The organism is Tianxiuia mixotrophica (assembly GCF_050596425.1).
Classification (GTDB): Bacteria; Bacillota; Clostridia; order Peptostreptococcales; family Acidaminobacteraceae.
In genome coordinates this window covers 21,523-38,062 of the sequence record NZ_CP192292.1, presented here as the reverse complement: position 1 = coordinate 38,062, position 16,540 = coordinate 21,523, and the positions used below count along the sequence as shown (strand labels likewise).

Sequence of the window (16,540 nt, the reverse complement as noted above, 5' to 3'; positions counted from 1 at the left end):
ATCTTATTGACACCCAATAGAGGTGTCTCTACTTAACGCTTCCTATACGATTGATCGGGAAAAACCTGAATGCTGTTTTCCCAATAATTCTATCCCCTTCAATAGGTCCAAGTTGTCTTGAATCTAGGCTGACATACCTGTTATCACCCATCATGAAATAATGGCCTTGAGGAATTTCTGTAAGCGGCACGTCATGATTTGTCACCGTATTAATATAGGGTTCGTCAACAATTTCATCGTTAACAAAAACCACACCGTCCTTAATTTCGATTGTATCACCTGGAACAGCAATAACCCTTTTGATCAGGTTCTTTTTTGTATCTTCATTGACCATAAAACGCTGAATCAGATTTAAGGATGCAATATCGTCTTTTGACAGGGTCATATCGGACTCAAATGACACAATGTCACCCTTTTCAACATTTTGCGTACGCAAGAGTACGAGCCTATCTCCCTCAATTAATGTAGGGAACATAGATGTGTTATACACAGTGGTCGTCGAGATGAATATATTGAGTATAAAAAATATGACAAGGGCAAACCCTATGGCTTTGATCCATTCAATTATTTCTTTTTTCATAGTGCCTCCATAGTTGATATATTGCAGGATTCTTCCCAGATCACAGACGTCTCGAAAGTGCACTGGATGAATCCTCTTTTATGACTAGAAGAGTCTGTAGTGACCCATCAGTGGTTCCAATGATGGAAAAGCCTTTGACCTGCCAAGAATGAATCAAATCCAAGATTTCTTGGGTGATACATTCCCCAGGCGCCAAAATTGGAATGCCCGGCGGGTAGGGTATGACATACTCTCCTGATATTCTTCCCACGGATTGTTCTATTGAAACAGGTTGAGACGATCCATAAAAGGCTTCTTTTGGAGATAATTTCACAAGAGGCTCTGGATAATCTGTCAAACCTTGAATCTTTTCGTGGGGTTTTACACCAAGTTCCTTTAAGGCTGAAAGCAAGCGATCAAAGTCTTCAGGCGTATTGTATATTGAGCAAACACAAACAAGGCTGTCTGCTGTGGTATACTCCACTTGGATGCCGTATTTTTCTCGAAGCATAACTCCAATTTTCTCAGCATCTTTTAAAAATATGACAAACTTGCTTATGTCTTTTGAAAATCCAAAATCACATACATCTTCACTTGAAAGAACCCTTAATTTCAGCTCATTTTTGAGACCTTGTATTGTGCTTTCCAGGGCCTCTACAAGTCGGTTCGCTTTTAAGGAATCTTTTTTTTCAAAATCATTTAGGGCTTGTTCTAAAGACGCCATTAGAACATATGATGGACTTGAGGATTGAAGCATAGATAGCCAAGACTCCACCCGGAATCGTTCAATACGTTCACTGCCAATATGAAGCAGGGAAGCTTGGGTCAGAGCATTCAAGGATTTGTGTGTGCTTTGCACACTTATGTCTGCTCCATTGCCTATAGCCGGTGTCCCAAAAGCTTCATGTAGGGGCACATGGGCTCCGTGAGCTTCATCGACAAGTAAAACGCCATCAAACGCATGAACCACATCTGCAATAGATCTAATGTCTGACAAAATGCCCTCATAGGTTGGGCTCGTTATGATAACGGCCTTTATATTCTTATTGGCTTCCATTTTCTTTCTCACGTCATCCGCTTGAACACCCATGGGTATTCCCAGTTCAGGATGAACCGTCACCGGTATATATTCGGGGTTTAATCCCCCTAAAATACAGGCTGTATGAACTGACTTGTGAGCATTCCTACCAATGAGTATACTGTCTCCCGGCTTTGTACAAGACAATATCATGGCATGGTTGCCGCCCGTTGTTCCATTGATGAGAAAATAGGAAGAACGGGACTTATAAATTTTTCGAGCGGTGTCCTGGGCCCTTAATATAACACCTTCAGGATGGTGCAAATTGTCGGTTCCAGGAATTTCTGTAACATCGAGTTTTGTCAGATTTCCAAGCCCTCGGCCGTTCTTGTGTCCAGGGACATGAAAAGAAACCGGATCTTCTTCCAGATACTTTTCAATGGCCCCTGTTATTGGCTTGCGGCTCATTTTAAACCGCCTTGTCTAAACTTGACTGAAGACCCGATAAGAAATTTTCATCTGGTTCAAACACCAAATTTTTCGTTTCTTCTTCCTCTTTATAGGAAACGACATACCACTTTGATGTGTCCTTATGCAAAACAAACTTATGAAGCCTTTTAATTCTTGTAGCATTGTCAAACTGATTATAAGGTACCAATGACTTGACCTGCTCAAGGCCAATTGTGTACACAACATGATTGGCTCGTCCAAGGGCTCTTTCCAATATAAGCTCTTTACCGATCAGTCTATAATCATACTGGGCCAAATACCGATATATAAAACGAAAGCATAAAACTGTACCAAGTGCCAAGATACCAACCGCTGCCAAACTGCCGACAACCGCACCAAACCTTACTGCCCATCCCATAACAATGTTCATTAACACAATTGTTAAAACCAAGATGAGTGCCAACTTCCAAAAATCCAACTTGTCGTGCTTGAGGGACTGTCTACAGAGCTTTCCCATACCAGCGGACCCCTTCCTATTTGATTGCACGGGTTTTACGTCTGTTTTCCCGGGAAAACTTCACCACATTATCAGGCGCTTTTTTCCGTGCTCTCTTGAACTCTTGTTCCTTCCTTGCAGCCTTTACAACGTCTTTTCCCACATCAAAGAGAACAAACCCCATAACGACCATGACAAACAAGGAAACCGCTATTATAACTGTTGTTTCTAAATAGTCCATATTTTCACCTGTTCATTAAGACTTTACAACACTTTCATTCTATCACTTTAGATGATTCTATTCAAAATATTTTCCTAACACTTTATTCCATTTGAAGATCGATCTGTATTTATGTTATCATGTGTAAAACTATACACCCTAGGAGGTTTCCATGCTCTCAAAAAAGATGTTCGCAATTTCGCCATCTGTTACCATTGGCATCAGCACAAAAGTAGCAGAGCTTAGACGACGCGGTGAAGATATCATCAGTCTAAGTATTGGCGAACCCGATTTTATGACACCAGATGGTGCCAAAGACGCTGCTGTAAAAGCCATAGAAGCGAATAAAACCAAGTATGACGCTGCTGCTGGTCTCATAGAACTTCGTCAAGCCATCTGCAAAAAACTAAAAGAGGAAAATGACCTGGAATATAACATCAATGAAATTGTTGTCTCAAGCGGTGCCAAGCATGCTATCACAAATACATTGACCGCCCTGCTTGATCATGGAGATGATGTTCTCATACCCAAGCCATACTGGACCAGCTACCCAGAAATGGTTAAACTTTGCGGAGGCAACCCTGTCTTTGTCGAAACACAAAAGAAAAACAACTTTAAATTATCCGTGGAGGATTTAAGGGCCGCTCATACAGAAAAAACGAAAATTATTTTTATCACAAACCCATCCAATCCATCTGGCGCTGTATACACCAAAGAAGAGCTTCTTCCAGTGGTTAATTACTGTATAGAAAACAACATTTATATTATTGCCGATGAAATATATGAACGTATTTGTTACCTTGACCAGTTCACATCCATTGCGAGCTTATCTGAAGAGGCAAGGAAGATGACAATCGTTATTAACGGCCTATCTAAATCAGCTGCAATGACGGGATGGAGACTTGGATACACGGCTAGCCAACCAGAAATTGCTAAAGCCATCGGCACCATTCAGGGGCATCTTGTTTCTCATCCATCAACGATTACACAGTGGGCTGCACTTGGAGCTTTAACTGAATGTCAATCCGATATGGACAAGATGGTCAAGACATATAAAACAAGACGCGATGAAGCCTTGAAACGCTTTGAAGCTATTGACGGCGTCAGCCTTGTTCAGCCAGACGGTGCCTTTTATCTCTTTGCTGATATGTCTATCATTAAAGACAAACTTGAGTTTAGTGATTCTTTCTCTGTTGAAATTTGCAACAGACTCCTAGAAGACTATAAACTTGCTGTTGTACCAGGGATTGCATTTGGTCTGGATGATTACATCCGCCTGTCCTATGCCGCCGATATAAATGACGTTCGTGAGGGCATTTCACGTATTCAAAAATTTGTGGATGGTCTAAGATAAGTTGCTTTAATTAATAAACATAGAATCTATGTATTAAAAACGGGATGAACCGACTGGCGTCGGTTCATCCCGTTTCTTATTGTATTCATTGATTTCTTGTATTCATTTATTTTATTTTGAATCAAGTCCCTATTTAAGAACCGTTTTTCCCCCCATGTATGGACGAAGGGCTTCAGGAACGACAACACTGCCATCTTCCTGCTGGTAATTTTCAAGGATAGCTGCCATTGTACGTCCCACCGCTAGTCCAGAACCATTTAGTGTGTGTACGTGATGCACTTTCTTTGATTCCTTGTCTCGGTAGCGGATATTGGCTCGGCGTGCCTGGTAGTCTTCAAAGTTAGAGCAAGAGCTGATTTCAAGGTATCTATCATAGCTTGGCATCCAAACTTCAATATCATATGTCTTTGCTGAGCTAAAGCCTAAATCGCCTGCACAAAGCTGAACAACACGATATGGCAGTTTAAGAAGCTTTAGCACATCTTCAGCTGCAGATGTTAAAATTTCAAGCTCTTCATAAGACTTATCCGGGTCAACAAATTTAACCATTTCCACTTTATTGAACTGGTGCTGACGAATAATACCTCTTGTATCTCGACCGGCAGAACCCGCTTCTTTTCTAAAGCATGGCGTGTAGGCTGCGTGGTTAATCGGTAAAATCTCTTCATCTAAAATTTCTCCAGCATATAGGTTGGTCACAGGCACTTCCGCTGTAGGAACTAGGAAAAAGTCTTTCGCTGGAATATGGAACATGTCATCTTCAAATTTAGGCAACTGACCTGTTCCTGTCATAGCCTCGCGATTGACCATAAATGGTGTCATAACTTCTGTGAAGTCATGCTCCTCTGTGTGCAGGTCAAGCATAAAATTGATCAGGGCACGCTCTAGCTTAGCGCCATTGTTCTTGAGAACTGTGAATCGAGTTCCAGCAATTTTTGTCCCTCTTTCAAAATCAAGAATATCCAGTTCCGTGCCAATATCCCAGTGGGCTTTTGGTTCAAAATCAAATTTATTTGGCTCGCCCCAAGTACGAAGCTCTAAATTGTCTTCATCGGTTGCCCCGGCAGGCGTACCTTCGCATGGTGTGTTTGGAATACCAAGCAGTACATCTTCAAGGGCCGCATCAATGTCTTTGACCTTTGCATCCAGATCTTTAACTTCTTCAGATAGTTTTTTCATTTCAGCAAGGACTTCTGTGGCGTCCTTACCTTCCTTTTTCAACATCGGGATTTGCTTTGATACGGTCTTTTGCTTATTTTTCATATCTTCAACAGTTGAAATTATTGCACGGCGCTCTTTATCTAGTTCAATGACTTTTTCCAGACCAAAATCACCTTTGCCTCTTAACTCAACGGCTTTTTTCACATCATCATATTCATTACGAATTCTTTTAATATCTAACATGTTCGTTCCTCCTTATTGGATTGCTCTAACACAAATTTTACGACAAACAGGTCCTCTCATGGGTCTGGTCTGCAATAAAAAAAGCTCCTCGTCTCTCATTCAATGCACGTCACATAAAGTGATTGAATAAGGGACGAGAAGCTCTATTTCCCGCGTTGCCACCCTGATTGATTGGTCTTTACCAATCCTCTTAGAAGCAGTTTATCGGCTGCCAACCGTTTGACTTTCGTCAAAAGACTCCAGAGTAGATTTCAATGGATAGACACATCAGTTTGCACCAAACACTGACTCTCTATACTGCTTCTCCATTTACTTGCTCTTTCATAGTCCTAATATTGTTCTTAAATATAGCACAGTTTTATATCCCATTCAAGTCAGTTTTCTTGAGTTCTAGGATAAAACGCATCCTATCGCTTAAAGATTTTTCTTGAGGATATTGAAAACAGTACGCTCCGCCTGCAACAACTTAGCCTTCATTTTCTTTGGTGGCATTTTAAACACCTTGGTTAGCTGTTTGAAATTGAGAGGTTTGCTATCGCCAATTCCATAACGCAGACGAATAATCTGTTCAATTTCTGCATCTAATTTTTCCGTTTCAACGAGTTCATTCAGTTTTGTTTCAACATACACCAGCGCTTCATCTGAAACACCATGCTCCATAAGATTCACCTCTTTATCTATCTGGAACGCTTGTTTGTTGTTTGGAATATATGATCACCAATCAAATATTTACTTAGTGACACTTCTTCTTCTTTCATCCCGAGTAGAGATTTGAACCATCGCAGGAATCTTTGCATTTCTTCACCCACTTCGTTTCAAAACTTAACCCCCTCAACTGTTCAAGACGTACTTGTGAACAAAAGAGGATCAAGTAAAGATTCATCAAAAAACCAACAAGCCTATTTTATTATATTTGCTGTCTGTGTACAAGTAAAATGTATCCTAAAACAAACCAGCATACTACACATACATTTTAAGCAGTTCGCTGGATCTCAGAACCATTTCCTGAGACAGAGAATTAATTATTTTAATTTCAGCCCTATCATTTTCCATATTGAGCTGACCGAGCTTCATCAACTTATTCCTTAAATGACGAACGGTTCCAAAATTACCATCATAAATTTTTATATTGTCACCCAGTACAGTCTTGACGGATTCTTTTAAAAAGACAAAATGTGTGCATCCAAGGACCACACTGGTCACCTCTTCTATATTCACATCCGCAAAACATCGCCTGATTGCCATTTCTATCTTATCGCCACAAACAAAACCTTCTTCCACAAGGGGCACCAAGTCCGGACATGGAACCTTCTCAATGGGGCAGGCTGAATCAAGTTTTTCCATTAATCTAGAAAACTTCTTCTCACGAAGGGTCACCTCTGTGGCCATAACAGCAACGCGTCCATTTTCTGTGCCCTCCACAGCTGGTTTCAAGGCCGGTTCCATTCCGATTATGGGAATATCGTATTTGGCTCTTAAAACTTGAACAGCTGCACTTGTCGCAGTATTGCAGGCAATCACAATGGCCTTAACACCTTGAGAAACCAGGTAGTCACTTACCTGTATAGAAAGCTCTATCAATTCTTCTGTTGATTTAGCCCCATATGGGGCATTGGCAGAATCTCCATAATATATATAGTTTTCAGTCGGCATGTGTCGCTGCAGTTCTCCCAAAACAGAAATACCGCCCATACCAGAATCAAAAACACCTATTGGGGCTGTTTTCTCCATATTTTTTCACCACCCAAAATAATCGTACCCATATTATATTACCTATTGAAGGATTAGACAATCTATTATAAAAACATTATCCACAAGTCACAAGCCCTCTAATTGCTTCTTATAAGAAGATTTTCATCTAAAGTTCCTGTGAATAAATCATTATTTTCAGAAAGTTATCAACATATCAACAATTGGCTGTTAATAATTATTCACCCCTGGGTGCATAATCAAATAATAATTCCAGATGAAAGACATGCACAGATGCTTCTAATGCATCGGAGGCTCCCTAGGTCCCAAAGGGCTCTTAGCCCGCTTCATGAATTCTATCGGATAATCCCTTTAGATATTGTGTATAATATGAATGAAAGGAGACGAACCCTATGAAACAAGTTAACTGTAGAAAATGTGTTTTTTTCTATATCACTTGGGATCAAAAAAAACCTTACGGATGCAAGTACTTTGGTTTTAAATCAAAGGTCTTGCCTTCTGTTTCTGTATATAAAAGCTCTGGTGAGCAGTGCAAGGCATTTACACCAAAGGAAGTTAAACCGAAAAAAAAATCAAAGAACGGATTTGATAAACTTGTATAATCAACCTCTTAAATCACTGCAAAAAAAGTGAGACCGGGATTCCGGTCTCCAAAACAAGTGAGTGATTCAGTTGATATAAGGAGACAAAACGGTTCAACCATTCTGCCGAATATCACAATATTACGAATGCAACTTTAAGTCGCCTGTCTTTATCATACCACGTTTTCGCATAAATTCGAAAATTAGTAATGATAAAATTCCTGGAAGTATAAAATGCAGCAGTCCCATTTTAAAAAGGAGCTCTGTCATTGGTGTTGATTCAGACATGGCTGCGATGGTTCCAAATTGACCAACCAGGCCACTTGTTCCCATACCGGCGCCAATACTGTTGGACTCCATTTTGAAAATTGTTGTCCCCAGTGGTCCTATTATACCACTTGCCAGCGTCGGCGGAAGCCAAATTAACGGATTTCTTATTATATTTGGAACTTGTAACATAGATGTGCCCAAACCTTGGGCAATAAGACCACCAAATCCATTTTCTCTATAGGAAATCACCGCAAATCCAATCATTTGTGCACAGCAGCCTATCAATGACGCTCCGGCAGCAAGACCAGACAGTCCTAAAGAAATAGCAAGAGCTGCACTTGAAATTGGAAGTGTTAAAATCATGCCCATCAACATGGCAACAATGATTCCCATAGGGATAGGATGAAGCACTGTGGCTGTGTTAATAAGCTGACCGAGTGCCTTCATAACCATGGCAATCCAAGGACTTAAAAAAGTACCTACCATGCCACCAACAACTATTGTCAAGGCTGGAACAAGGACTATATCCACCTTGGTCTTACCAGAAATAACTTTTGAAAACTCAGCTGCACAAAGGGCCGCAACAAAGGACCCCATGGGTTCCCCTATAGATGCAACAAATGCCCCTGTTTCAGCTTGTTTCAATGTACCAGCCCCAATAGCCCCTGCGACCACACTGGCAAATATACCCAGAGGTGAAGCCCCAACGCTATATGCAACAGCAGCACCAATAGCTGGTCCCATCATGTACTGTGCCACACGGCCGTATGTAATTAAATGCTCTAGTCCAGTAAAATCACCTATTTGCTTCAAGATAAGCCCAATAATAAGTGATCCGAAAAGGCCAAGAGCCATACCATTTAATGTTTTAATCAAATATTCTCTTAAATTGAATGACTTCATCATAACCTCTTTTATAAATACTTGTCTATAGTGATTTTAAATATATATCTTCCAGTGCATGTATCTAAAGGGCTATATTCATACTAATGTCTAATGACTTGTACGAATGTGTCAGTGCACCAACACTAACAACATGAACACCAGTGGCTGCTATGCCTTCAACCGTTTCTAGAGTGACACCACCAGAAGCCTCTAAAACAACTTTATTCCCGAATTCTTCTACCGCTTTTTTCATCATATCATTGGTCATGTTATCAAGCATAACAATATCTGCACCCGCTTCGAAAGCCTCTCTAAGCTCCTTTAGGTTTGTCACTTCCACCTCAATTTTTGTGGTATGACCAAGTTTACTTTGAATGGACTCTACCGCCTTGGTAATACCACCAGAAGCCTTAATATGATTGTCTTTTATCATGACGGCATCCGATAAACTATATCTGTGATTAAAAGCGCCTCCCACACGAACTGCATATTTTTCAAGCTGTCTCAAGCCAGGTGTTGTTTTCCGTGTGTCCACAATTTTCGTGTTGTAAGGCTTAACAGCACTGGAAAAACGTTCAGACATAGTGGCTATACCAGACATTCTCTGAAGAAGATTAAGAGCCAGCCGTTCAGCTTTTAACATGTCATTTGCCGGACCTTCAACCTCAGCAATTAAGGTTTTGTTTTCCACTCTATCCCCTTCTGAAATATGAAAACGAATTTCAAAACTCGGATTCACTCTCAAAAAAACAGCTTTAAAAACCTCCAAACCTGCAATGACCCCTTCTGCCTTGGCTCTTACCTCAGCTCGGGTTGATTTGTCACCAATATCTAGTAAATCAGTGGTTATATCCATGTATGGCATATCTTCAACAAGCCATTTGTCGATTTGAGCCTCTAAGCCTAAAAATTTCACGATTGTTCTCCTTTATCATAAACAATATGACTCCCCAGTGTATTTTTTCTAGCACTGGCAGCCATCAGTATTTGCTCTGCCACAGCAACCATGTTGGCTGCTTCCACTTCATCTGTCGTCGTCACGGCACTCAAATCCACATGTTTTTTTATGCTTTCGATATCCTTAAGGCCATCATAAATCCGCTTTGGTTCACGAATTATAAAGGCTGATTTTGACAATGTATTGCGCACCGCTTTTTTTATTGCTTGTGAATCAATCTTATTATTGGCCTTGTTGTTTGACACAATACACCCGCAAATAGGTCTATTATCATGAGACGTTTCAATGGTTTTTGCCACCCGTCGAGCGTATACAATAGCCTCTAAAAGAGAATTGCTTGCAAGACGATTGGCTCCGTGTACACCTGTTCGAGCTACCTCACCGCAGGCATATAAGCCTTTTAAACTGCTTCTTCCTTCTGTATCTGTTTCCACACCGCCCATAATATAATGCTGGACTGGTTGAACAGGAACAGGTGTCTTAGCCATATCAAAACCAGCTTGCAAACAGTTTTCATATATGGTCGGAAAACGCCTAGTTAAAAACCCATGCCCCAAATGGCGCACATCCAAATAAATAGAGGCCCCACTGTTCATTTGATCATACATGGCCTTAGAGACGACATCACGAGGCGCTAGTTCTTTCATGGGATGAAGCCCATTCATAAACCGCTGACCCCTGGAGTTGATAAGATGTCCACCCTCTCCTCGTACAGCTTCTGATATTAAAAATGTTTTATTATTTTGATGAAAGGCAGTCGGATGAAATTGAATAAATTCCATGTCTTTTATGCGAACCGTCGCTCGTAACGCCATACCTAAACCGTCACCTGTCAATATTGCAGTATTTGTTGTAGCATCATAAAGTCCGCCGATTCCCCCTGTGGCTAAAACGACCTTACGACTAGAAAATACCTTAGGCACTCCCCCGAGTGCTGTTATGACACCGACTGCCTCATTATCCTTTTCAAGGATATCAACGGCTAGTGTATGTTGAGCAAATTGGATGTTTTCTTTTCCCTGCGCAGCTTCTAAAAGTCCACGCGTTACCGCTTCTCCAGTGTAGTCCTTATAGTGTAGGACACGTCGTGCACTGTGGCCTCCTTCTTTTGTTGCAAGAAGAACCCCATCTTCACTTCTATCAAGTTCCACACCCAATGACAAAAGATCTTTAATTCTCTTGTGACCATCTTCCACCATGGTTTTAACAGCGCTCAAATCATTATATGAACTCCCAGCCTTTAAGGTGTCAGCAATATGTGGCTCTAAGTCACTTTCTGACATAGCCGCTGCTATTCCACCTTGAGCAAGACGACTGTTGCTGTCCATGAGGTCTGATTTTGTCAGTATGAGAATACGGTAGTTATCTGGGAGGGATAAGGCTGTGAATAGACCTGCTATACCTGATCCGATAATAATACAATCATATGATTCAGTTTCTTGTAAATCCACCTTAAAATCCATCAGGTATCGTCTAGTCATTCCATCACCTATTTATCTCAATTTATTCCCAAGTGAAGTCAATTATTTTGTTACTTTCAACATGCGGTCCAGAGCATTAAATGCCTTTTTACGAACATCCTCATCCACAGTGATTTCATATGTTTCATTTTTAATGGCATTGTAAACATTCTCAAGACCGGTTTTTTTCATATTATAGCAAGTCAAGTGACCTGATAAAACTCTAAAATGCTTATCTGGACACAGCTTTCTTAAAGTGTGAAGAATCCCCATTTCTGTACCTATAATAAAGGACTTCTCATCTGAGTTTTTCACGTGTTCAATAATTTGTGCTGTGCTCCCAACAAAATCAGCCTGTTCAACCACAGCCGGATTACATTCTGGATGAACAAGAATAGGTGTGCCAGGTCTTAGTTGACGGCTGGCTTCCACTTCCCTCAGGTTAACACGCTCATGGGTGATACAAAACCCATCCCATCTCATAATCTCAGTTCCAGGTACTTTCTGCTGAACCCAGTGTCCTAAGTTTCTGTCGGGTGCAAATAAAATCTTCTTAGCCCCTAAAGATTCAACAACCTTTACAGCATTAGAAGACGTACAGCATATGTCGCTCTGTGCCTTTACATCTGCTGAAGAATTAACGTATGTGACAACCGGTACTCCAGGATTTTTCTCCTTGAATTCAGCCAAGTCCTCTCCTGTAACCATATCCGCCATAGGACATCCAGCTTCAAGAACTGGTAGAATGACTTTTTTTTCAGGACTCAGAATTTTAGCGCTTTCCGCCATAAAATGCACACCACAGAAAATAATCATATCGTGGTTTGTTTCTGCAGCAACCTGACTCAATTTAAGGGAGTCACCAACCACATCTGCAATGTCCTGTACTTCAGGAATCTGATAATTATGTGCCAATATAATTGCATTTTTTTCTTCTTTTAATTGCTTGATTTCCTCTATCATACGGATCTGATCCATTGCTTCCATTCCTTTCACATATTGCACTTAAAACTGTCATTCTAACACAATGACTATACAGGTGTCTTGTCACCTCGAGGCCAAATAAAAAGCCACTTACGGCTAATCTATAATAAAATTGCTATCTCTTAAATCGCGTACCAAAGCCTTAAATATTTTTTCGCTCGGCACCTCTATTGTATGAATATGTTCCCCGTCTGTCAATCTAGAAAGTGGCTGAGCATCTTCTGCATCCACTTTTTTAAGAAAGTCTCTAAGTTCAGTAGGTGTGCTGATCATAAGTTGGCCAATGATTTCTCCATAAACAGGATGATCAACAATCACATTCAAAACCTTACAACCATAGTCCAGCATAATGCTCAACTCTTCAGCCAATCGACTGCTATCATGTTGGCATACGACTGTTTTAATCAACCGACCCTTGCTTGACTCTCTCGGTATAAAATATCCGTTGGATGCTGCAATAATATTGAGGCCGGAAGCTCTCAGCACTGCTACATCCTGCACAATAACCTGTCGACTTACGTCATACGTCTTAGCAAGACAAGATCCCGTGACAGGCTCTGATGAAGTATGGAGCAATTCTTTTATAGCATCTCTTCTGGATTGTGTCATGGACATCTCCTTTCAGAATGCGCTTTAATAAACACTGGATTTGTGTTGTCACAGTTAACGACAACATTTTATTACTTTGAACCACCCGCGTCAATATGGATAATAATTTAACACTTTAAGTCTCTCCGTTAAAAATCCCTGATGCAGGGCACCAGGGATTCATCTTGTGATCTATAATTGTTTGCTCACTCTGTTCAAAGTATAATTAAGCGTTTAGCTTTTCAAAATTTTCTTTTGAATGGCTAATGTGTTCAATAATTTTCTTAACAGCTTTTTCCTCGTCTCGGTCAATAAAAGCATCTAGAATTTCTTTATGCTCACGAAGGGTGTGATCCATTCGACCTTCTGACTTTAGCGATTCATAACGCGTTGTCTTAATAAACAACTGAAAATCTCTTAGAACGTGTTCCAAGAAACGGCTCTTTGTCGCATTATAAATAAGTTCATGAAATCTTGTATTCAGCTCAAAGATCTTATCAACATCTTTTTTGAATGTGTAAAATTCCATAAGTTCATAGATTTCTTTTAAACTATCCAACTCTTCTTGCGACATTCTTTCCACTGACCACTTCGCTGCAATACCTTCAATGGCTTCACGGATTGTGTAAATGTCCTTTATATCTTGCGCTGTAACACCCTTGACGATAACACCTCTGTTTGGAATATTTTCAACCAAACCATCCAATTCAAGTTGCTTTAACGCTTCTCTAACAGGCGTACGACTTACACCAAGCTCATCAGCAAGTTTTGCCTCAACGATTTTCTCGCCTGGATTGTACATGCCATTCAGTATATCTTCACGTATTTTTTCAAAAATTATAGAAGTTAAGGATTTATTCTCCTTCTTCTGATCAAAAAGGTCCATTATAATAATGCCTCCAAATATTGTGCCTCAATTGTATTGATTTCTATACATTAAACTGCTATCTTATTCTATATTACTTTCTATAGAGTGTCAACGATTCAAGGCTTGAAATTCCAACGATTTCGACGTTTTTTCATTTTTTATTTGTATATATTCCATAAAACCATTAGAAATATTGTATACATTATAATCCTTGTATAATTGAAGACAATTATAGAAATGTATTAATACAATAGAAATCCTTCACATTCACAGTCCCATTATGACTATCAGCTGATACAAATTAGCTGTATCTAAGTATTGCCAATATATTTCGAGATAATTCTCGACGGGTGCACATGTATTTCTATGAAAGTTAATATGTATGAACTTGCATTTTAATGTGCCAATTTTGCATGAGAAATCAAGTAATTTCATATTTGGAGAAATAGATTGTAAAACGAATGTTAAATGGTTATAAACAATTGGCATTTCCAGTTTAAAATTGGAAATGCCAATATCTAAGCCTTCGCAGGCTTGCTAGCCATTTTCTTTTTGCCCAATTGCTTGTTTAAATATGCATTAACTAAAATGAAGACCAAGAACATTCCTGTACCAAGTATAAGGTGGGCATTAAATATATTATTATGGTCCTTTATCCACCCTACAAGCGGTAAAGTTAGACCTGCAGCCAGACCAGTTGACAAACTTATAAAGGATAAGATAGTAGCCCTTTTCTCTGAAGGAATATGCTTATTCACATATTTATTAATAACAGGCATATAAAGCCCCCTTGAAACTTGTTGAAGTGTTATGGCAAACACACCGACCCATAGCGTTACAGTGCCCAGTATCATATAAGATACCATGACTAGAAGGGCAAGAAATATCATTGTAAAAGACCGGGTGCGCTTAATAATTCTAACACTGTAATGACTGGCTATAGCAGCAATCATATTAAAGAGAAAAAAGAATATACCAAAAGATGAAACTGGCAAATTCACAGCTTCCATATAAGGCTGATAGTACCAAAATCCAGCTCTAAAGAACATAAAAAATGCCATGGCATAAATAATAACTGCACGAATTTTTTTATGTCTAAGGGCATACTGACCGCTGTCTCTAATTTGCTCCATATAGGTCACTGGATCTACTCCAGCGTCATCCTTATAAGCATGTTCTTCAAACCCCAGTACAACCCCTATGGTAACCCCCATAAAAGCAATAGAAATCCACATTGGTAGGTTCGGGTCAATGGTATAAGTAAAGGCGCCTAATATTGAGCCAATCCCCTGCGTAATGAACATATACATTCGACCCTTGCCTAAAATATCCTGGAAGCGATTTTCACTGCCTTCATGCTTCAAATTATCATATAAAAGAGCCGTATCTGCCCCAGATTTCATAGCTGTGCCTAGACTAAATATAATTTCACCTATCGCAAAAGCAAAAAATGAATGTCCGATAATGTATATAAACAGACCTAGAGCATAAAACACAGCACCAAGGCATAAGCTGACCTTACGTGATAATTTGTCTGCTAGAGCCCCTGTTGGAACCTCAAAGAAGAATACAGATAAAGCGCATACAGATTGGAGCAACATAATTTCAGTAAAGCTTAGGCCTTTATGAATCATAAATAATACAATGATTGGACCTATGATAAGTAGATCACTAAATGATGAGAATAGATAATAACTTCGAATTGTACGATTTGACTTGTCAATCATTCTAAATCCCCCCAGTTGTTTTTCTAGTCTTCTTTCTTCTTACTCTCCCCCTGTTTCAGACTTTAGAATAAAAAAAGCCCAAAAAACAAGACTCTTTAAGAGACTCGTCCTTCAGGCTTTTATCCTAAAAGTGTGTCCAGCTAAGCTGGATTGCAACGCTCGGACCTGCATTAAATAAACCGGAACCCTAGATGCACTCTCACTGCTATAAAAATACTCATGCATTTATTTCTTTGTATTATAGTCTTAGAAGGGGCTGAAAGCAATAAAATCAGTGAATTTCTTTCATAATTTAATCCTGTTTCATAAATTATAAAGATAATAAAGAAATTACTTATATCACCTAAAATAATTTAGTATATATTTCGAAATTAACTGGTACTCTCATCTACTTCTCTCTTCTACACACTTCTATATCTACCGGTCTAGACGATTTCATTCAATAAAAAATACAAATAAAAAAAGTTCCAAATCATATAGATTTAGAACCTTCAAAATGGAGCGGAAGACGAGATTCGAACTCGCGACCCTCGCCTTGGCAAGGCGATGCTCTACCACTGAGCCACTTCCGCAAAATTTGGTGCGGGTGGAGGGACTTGAACCCCCACGTCTATTGACACTAGAACCTAAATCTAGCGCGTCTGCCAATTCCGCCACACCCGCATGTGTGTTTATTCATTAAACTAAAAAAATTCTGCCGCGAAGCAGAATAATATTCACGCTTTCGCGAAAAATGTAAAAATGAAACCGGCGACGACCTACTCTCCCAGGCGGCTGCCCGCCAAGTACCATCGGCGCTGAGGAGCTTAACTGCTGTGTTCGGAATGGGAACAGGTGTGGCCTCCTCGCCATCATCACCGGATTTCATTGTCTGAAATGTTTTCTACTGCGTCACTCTTCGTTGCACATCTTCTCTCACTCAGTTACGTACCACAGTACGCGCCTTCGCTCTTTCAGATATGCGCCTCGATTGACTTGTATTAAACACTTCAGTATTTAAAGAGATTG

General features: G+C 39.9%; 16 protein-coding genes, 2 tRNA genes, 1 rRNA gene and 1 other annotated feature. Of the genes, 2 read left to right on the top strand and 17 right to left on the bottom strand.

Annotation, left to right across the window (positions count from 1 at the left end; all coding sequences use genetic code 11):
* Positions 1-28: 28 nt before the first annotated feature.
* Genes lepB through ACQ4KW_RS00155 form a run of 4 tightly spaced genes read right to left on the bottom strand, consistent with a single transcriptional unit; the run spans position 29 to position 2,764 of the window.
* A complete protein-coding gene (gene lepB / locus ACQ4KW_RS00170; protein ID WP_430884540.1) occupies positions 29-580 on the bottom strand; it encodes a signal peptidase I in 552 nt (183 codons plus the stop codon).
* A gap of 40 nt (positions 581-620) precedes the next feature.
* The gene (locus ACQ4KW_RS00165; protein WP_430884539.1) at positions 621-2,045 is read right to left on the bottom strand and encodes an aminotransferase class I/II-fold pyridoxal phosphate-dependent enzyme; all 1,425 of its coding nucleotides are present in this window, start codon (positions 2,043-2,045) and stop codon (positions 621-623) included.
* Between the two features lies 1 nt (position 2,046).
* Positions 2,047-2,544 carry a hypothetical protein gene (locus ACQ4KW_RS00160; RefSeq protein ID WP_430884538.1) on the bottom strand — a complete coding sequence of 166 codons (498 nt, stop codon included), beginning with the start codon at positions 2,542-2,544 and terminating at the stop codon, positions 2,047-2,049.
* Between the two features lie 16 nt (positions 2,545-2,560).
* Positions 2,561-2,764, bottom strand: a complete 204-nt coding sequence (locus tag ACQ4KW_RS00155) for a hypothetical protein (protein ID WP_430884537.1) — start codon at positions 2,762-2,764, stop codon at positions 2,561-2,563.
* Positions 2,765-2,915: 151 nt separating this feature from the next.
* Here ACQ4KW_RS00155 and ACQ4KW_RS00150 point away from each other — a divergent pair, with 151 nt between their 5' ends.
* Positions 2,916-4,097 carry a pyridoxal phosphate-dependent aminotransferase gene (locus ACQ4KW_RS00150; RefSeq protein WP_430884536.1) on the top strand — a complete coding sequence of 394 codons (1,182 nt, stop codon included), beginning with the start codon at positions 2,916-2,918 and terminating at the stop codon, positions 4,095-4,097.
* A 129-nt stretch (positions 4,098-4,226) separates the two neighbouring features.
* Here ACQ4KW_RS00150 and serS read toward each other — a convergent pair whose 3' ends face one another.
* The 3 genes from serS to murI form a co-directional block, all read right to left on the bottom strand.
* Positions 4,227-5,501 (bottom strand): serine--tRNA ligase, encoded by a 1,275-nt coding sequence (gene serS, locus ACQ4KW_RS00145; RefSeq protein ID WP_430884535.1) that lies wholly within the window; start codon positions 5,499-5,501, stop codon positions 4,227-4,229.
* Between the two features lie 126 nt (positions 5,502-5,627).
* Positions 5,628-5,835 (bottom strand) — a binding site (T-box leader).
* A gap of 80 nt (positions 5,836-5,915) precedes the next feature.
* Positions 5,916-6,161 carry a hypothetical protein gene (locus tag ACQ4KW_RS00140; RefSeq protein ID WP_430884534.1) on the bottom strand — a complete coding sequence of 82 codons (246 nt, stop codon included), beginning with the start codon at positions 6,159-6,161 and terminating at the stop codon, positions 5,916-5,918.
* Between the two features lie 300 nt (positions 6,162-6,461).
* Complete coding sequence (murI, locus tag ACQ4KW_RS00135) at positions 6,462-7,232, bottom strand: glutamate racemase (RefSeq protein WP_430884533.1); 771 nt, start codon at positions 7,230-7,232, stop codon at positions 6,462-6,464.
* Between the two features lie 371 nt (positions 7,233-7,603).
* Here murI and ACQ4KW_RS00130 point away from each other — a divergent pair, with 371 nt between their 5' ends.
* Complete coding sequence (locus ACQ4KW_RS00130; RefSeq protein ID WP_430884532.1) at positions 7,604-7,813, top strand: uracil-DNA glycosylase; 210 nt, start codon at positions 7,604-7,606, stop codon at positions 7,811-7,813.
* Between the two features lie 120 nt (positions 7,814-7,933).
* Here the strand turns inward: ACQ4KW_RS00130 and ACQ4KW_RS00125 are convergent, their stop codons facing one another.
* The 10 genes from ACQ4KW_RS00125 to rrf all read right to left on the bottom strand — a co-directional run bounded on the left by ACQ4KW_RS00125 (position 7,934) and on the right by rrf (position 16,394).
* A complete protein-coding gene (locus tag ACQ4KW_RS00125) occupies positions 7,934-8,965 on the bottom strand; it encodes a PTS transporter subunit IIC (RefSeq protein ID WP_430884531.1) in 1,032 nt (343 codons plus the stop codon).
* Between the two features lie 64 nt (positions 8,966-9,029).
* A complete protein-coding gene (gene nadC, locus ACQ4KW_RS00120) occupies positions 9,030-9,863 on the bottom strand; it encodes a carboxylating nicotinate-nucleotide diphosphorylase (RefSeq protein ID WP_430884530.1) in 834 nt (277 codons plus the stop codon).
* Positions 9,860-11,386: an L-aspartate oxidase gene (gene nadB, locus ACQ4KW_RS00115; RefSeq protein ID WP_430884529.1), complete on the bottom strand. Its 1,527-nt coding sequence runs from the start codon at positions 11,384-11,386 to the stop codon at positions 9,860-9,862. Before nadB ends, nadC begins: the two co-directional genes overlap by 4 nt.
* 42 nt (positions 11,387-11,428) lie before the next feature.
* The gene (gene nadA, locus ACQ4KW_RS00110) at positions 11,429-12,343 is read right to left on the bottom strand and encodes a quinolinate synthase NadA (protein ID WP_430886518.1); all 915 of its coding nucleotides are present in this window, start codon (positions 12,341-12,343) and stop codon (positions 11,429-11,431) included.
* 102 nt (positions 12,344-12,445) lie between these two features.
* On the bottom strand, positions 12,446-12,958 hold the full coding sequence (locus ACQ4KW_RS00105) for a transcription repressor NadR (protein ID WP_430884528.1): 513 nt from the start codon (positions 12,956-12,958) through the stop codon (positions 12,446-12,448).
* 205 nt (positions 12,959-13,163) lie between these two features.
* Positions 13,164-13,823, bottom strand: coding sequence for a GntR family transcriptional regulator (locus ACQ4KW_RS00100; RefSeq protein WP_430884527.1), 660 nt, complete (start codon positions 13,821-13,823; stop codon positions 13,164-13,166).
* Positions 13,824-14,323: 500 nt separating this feature from the next.
* On the bottom strand, positions 14,324-15,532 hold the full coding sequence (locus ACQ4KW_RS00095) for an MFS transporter (RefSeq protein WP_430884526.1): 1,209 nt from the start codon (positions 15,530-15,532) through the stop codon (positions 14,324-14,326).
* A gap of 497 nt (positions 15,533-16,029) precedes the next feature.
* Positions 16,030-16,104: transfer RNA gene (locus ACQ4KW_RS00090), tRNA-Gly, on the bottom strand.
* A gap of 6 nt (positions 16,105-16,110) precedes the next feature.
* Positions 16,111-16,195 (bottom strand) — tRNA-Leu (locus ACQ4KW_RS00085).
* Positions 16,196-16,277: 82 nt separating this feature from the next.
* A 5S ribosomal RNA gene (gene rrf, locus ACQ4KW_RS00080) occupies positions 16,278-16,394 on the bottom strand.
* Between the last annotated feature and the right edge of the window lie 146 nt (positions 16,395-16,540).

Bases quoted from the DNA above. Each gene is read 5' to 3' on its own strand.
- lepB (WP_430884540.1), bottom strand. From the start codon at position 580: ATGAAAAAAGAAATAATTGAATGGATCAAAGCCATAGGGTTTGCCCTT.
- ACQ4KW_RS00165 (WP_430884539.1), bottom strand. From the start codon at position 2,045: ATGAGCCGCAAGCCAATAACAGGGGCCATTGAAAAGTATCTGGAAGAA.
- ACQ4KW_RS00160 (WP_430884538.1), bottom strand. From the start codon at position 2,544: ATGGGAAAGCTCTGTAGACAGTCCCTCAAGCACGACAAGTTGGATTTT.
- ACQ4KW_RS00155 (WP_430884537.1), bottom strand. From the start codon at position 2,764: ATGGACTATTTAGAAACAACAGTTATAATAGCGGTTTCCTTGTTTGTC.
- ACQ4KW_RS00150 (WP_430884536.1), top strand. From the start codon at position 2,916: ATGCTCTCAAAAAAGATGTTCGCAATTTCGCCATCTGTTACCATTGGC.
- serS (WP_430884535.1), bottom strand. From the start codon at position 5,501: ATGTTAGATATTAAAAGAATTCGTAATGAATATGATGATGTGAAAAAA.
- ACQ4KW_RS00140 (WP_430884534.1), bottom strand. From the start codon at position 6,161: ATGGAGCATGGTGTTTCAGATGAAGCGCTGGTGTATGTTGAAACAAAA.
- murI (WP_430884533.1), bottom strand. From the start codon at position 7,232: ATGGAGAAAACAGCCCCAATAGGTGTTTTTGATTCTGGTATGGGCGGT.
- ACQ4KW_RS00130 (WP_430884532.1), top strand. From the start codon at position 7,604: ATGAAACAAGTTAACTGTAGAAAATGTGTTTTTTTCTATATCACTTGG.
- ACQ4KW_RS00125 (WP_430884531.1), bottom strand. From the start codon at position 8,965: ATGAAGTCATTCAATTTAAGAGAATATTTGATTAAAACATTAAATGGT.
- nadB (WP_430884529.1), bottom strand. From the start codon at position 11,386: ATGACTAGACGATACCTGATGGATTTTAAGGTGGATTTACAAGAAACT.
- nadA (WP_430886518.1), bottom strand. From the start codon at position 12,343: ATGGATCAGATCCGTATGATAGAGGAAATCAAGCAATTAAAAGAAGAA.
- ACQ4KW_RS00105 (WP_430884528.1), bottom strand. From the start codon at position 12,958: ATGACACAATCCAGAAGAGATGCTATAAAAGAATTGCTCCATACTTCA.
- ACQ4KW_RS00100 (WP_430884527.1), bottom strand. From the start codon at position 13,823: ATGGACCTTTTTGATCAGAAGAAGGAGAATAAATCCTTAACTTCTATA.
- ACQ4KW_RS00095 (WP_430884526.1), bottom strand. From the start codon at position 15,532: ATGATTGACAAGTCAAATCGTACAATTCGAAGTTATTATCTATTCTCA.